This is a genomic window from Bartonella sp. CE47NXGY (genome assembly GCF_042195415.1).
Classification (GTDB): Bacteria; Pseudomonadota; Alphaproteobacteria; order Rhizobiales; family Rhizobiaceae; genus Bartonella.
In genome coordinates this window covers 1-1953 of record NZ_JBHIOI010000110.1, presented here as the reverse complement: position 1 = coordinate 1953, position 1953 = coordinate 1, and the positions used below count along the sequence as shown (strand labels likewise).

General features: G+C 38.0%; 3 protein-coding genes and 1 pseudogene. 1 reads left to right on the top strand and 3 read right to left on the bottom strand.

Going from position 1 to position 1953, the window contains the following annotated elements; genetic code table 11:
• Positions 1 to 110 precede the first annotated feature (110 nt).
• Both ACFIL3_RS09865 and ACFIL3_RS09860 read right to left on the bottom strand, forming a co-directional pair.
• On the bottom strand, positions 111 to 872 hold the full coding sequence (locus ACFIL3_RS09865; RefSeq protein WP_375682193.1) for a phage antirepressor KilAC domain-containing protein: 762 nt from the start codon (positions 870 to 872) through the stop codon (positions 111 to 113).
• Positions 865 to 1068: an Arc family DNA-binding protein gene (locus ACFIL3_RS09860; RefSeq protein WP_375627530.1), complete on the bottom strand. Its 204-nt coding sequence runs from the start codon at positions 1066 to 1068 to the stop codon at positions 865 to 867. The genes ACFIL3_RS09865 and ACFIL3_RS09860 overlap by 8 nt, the downstream gene beginning before the upstream one ends.
• A 75-nt stretch (positions 1069 to 1143) precedes the next feature.
• Between ACFIL3_RS09860 and ACFIL3_RS09855 the strand changes: the two genes are divergently transcribed.
• Positions 1144 to 1368 carry an Arc family DNA-binding protein gene (locus ACFIL3_RS09855; protein WP_375627529.1) on the top strand — a complete coding sequence of 75 codons (225 nt, stop codon included), beginning with the start codon at positions 1144 to 1146 and terminating at the stop codon, positions 1366 to 1368.
• Positions 1369 to 1383: 15 nt separating this feature from the next.
• On the opposite strand, the pseudogene ACFIL3_RS09850 reads toward ACFIL3_RS09855, so the two are convergent.
• Positions 1384 to 1875: pseudogene (locus ACFIL3_RS09850) on the bottom strand (Rha family transcriptional regulator); the annotation flags it as partial.
• Positions 1876 to 1953 lie beyond the last annotated feature (78 nt).

Sequence of the window (1953 nt, the reverse complement as noted above, 5' to 3'; positions counted from 1 at the left end):
TGCATTCATAGTTTGAACCAGAGCACTACAATCTTTGTCGCTCACATTTTCATCATTAGAAAATTGAGATAATGCTACCCATAAATCGCATAAGAAGTTGGTATCTATCTTCATTGTACACCTCCATGGATTTGTTCTCTCAAACATGCCAATCCTCTCGATGTGATTTTCGTTGAAGGGAGCACCTTTTCTGTACCATCCGGTCTTTGAATGGTGATAGCAGGACAATCCATAAATCCTTTCTTGATCTTGTCCTGATAAGGTAACAGAGGCGCCCCTGGAGCACGTCGATACACCCAATCATGTTTACGCAAATAATCGGTCAAATCCTTAGGTCGTACCTCTAACATCTTTGCTGCTTCAATAAGACCGAACAAACCATCAGAACGCTTTAAACCATCAAGTGCTTTTGCCTTTGGTTCTAATTTAGCAATGATATTGTCTTTCCGCTCATTTTCATCTTTTAAATGCGTTAAGACACCAAGCATTACTGTTGGACTGGAGTAGTCGATCGATTGAACATAGGATTGCTTTATCTCGCCCCTACGCCATGCAACAAATAACTTAATAAGCATATAACGGACTTGAGAAGATTTTTCTGTATTCGATAATGTCGCAATCAATAACGCTTGCTCTTCGTTAAGCCAATATTCTGTTACGTTATTGCCCTTTATTACGTGCGCCACAGTGGCGCACCTCCCAAACCGTTCTATTTCTTGCATATTTCTTGTAATTAATTTTCTAACGTCACGTGTACGAACAAACCCTAATTTTTCTGCTAAGTCCACATCGCGAACACGAGGCTCGTTTTCGACTTCTCGTAATTTTATTAATTTGTCTTTATTGATAGGTAAGTATGTGCTATTATTCATTGTAATTGACCTCTTTCGGGTTAGTTAGATGTAAAGCGTTAGAGAGAGTTTTTGCGGACTTATGCTCTAGCGCTTTTTCTTTTTTGAGAATGTTAATTATTTCAGATGAAAGAGAGCGATCATTCTCAGTCGCCCGATTAAACAACCACTCCTTTAATGTATGTGGCATATTTATTTTATATTGGATCGTTTTCATTTTACCTCCATATGCACATATTTAGTACCATAAAGGTACCTTGTGTCAAGTGTATTTTAGGTATATTTTAGGTGCATGACAAAAAAAGATCGTGTGCAATTTAAATTTCTCATTCCAATTGAACTGAAAAATCAATTGGAAGAGCTTGCTGAAGCAAATCATCGTAGCCTTACGGGTGAAATTCTTGCTCGTTTAGAAAATTCTGTCCGCACTACCGTTACATTAAATCACCTACTGGCAATGAATTCAGAAGATCTCAAAAAGCTCCTTGAACAACCACTCGTGAATAAAAAACAATAAGATGCCACACATAGCCCCATCAGAGCGTTTTAAACCTTCCAAAGCTTTTGCTTTTGGTGCTAATTCTGCAATGGTGTTATCCTTTTGCTCAATTTGGTTTTGTAGATGTGTCAAAAAGCCAATCATTGCTTGAGGACTTGAGTAGTCTATCTGTGGAACAGCTACCTGCTTTTCCAACTCTTGCCAACGGTCAATAATCTTTGCTCGTAATGTAGTGTTATAACCAGAAACAAGAATTAAACATTCACGCTTAGGTAAGTTATAACAAGGGCGGCTTTTCCCTTGTTCATCAATATAATTGCTTAAAAATTTAGCCAGCCCAAATTTGGGCTCGCTAAAATTAACCACCCCAAATTTGGGGGCGTTAAGTTCTTCAAGCATTTGCTTAATGTCACGTATAACATGTTTATGTTGTTTACCACACAATTCTGCAATCTCACGGCTAGACATAGTCTGAGTGGTAGCATTATTAGTAGTGCTTTCTTTAATTTCTATAAGTGTGTTCATTATGAACTCCTAGATGTTAAAGTTTTTGATTGACACTCAATAGAGAGTGCCGGGTGCTCAAAAACACGGCATCTAGTC

What these genes read in the sequence shown, in the direction of transcription:
- ACFIL3_RS09860 (WP_375627530.1), bottom strand. Translation starts at nt 1,068, where the DNA reads ATGAAAACGATCCAATATAAAATAAATATGCCACATACATTAAAGGAG.
- ACFIL3_RS09855 (WP_375627529.1), top strand. Translation starts at nt 1,144, where the DNA reads ATGACAAAAAAAGATCGTGTGCAATTTAAATTTCTCATTCCAATTGAA.
- ACFIL3_RS09865 (WP_375682193.1), bottom strand. Translation starts at nt 872, where the DNA reads ATGAATAATAGCACATACTTACCTATCAATAAAGACAAATTAATAAAA.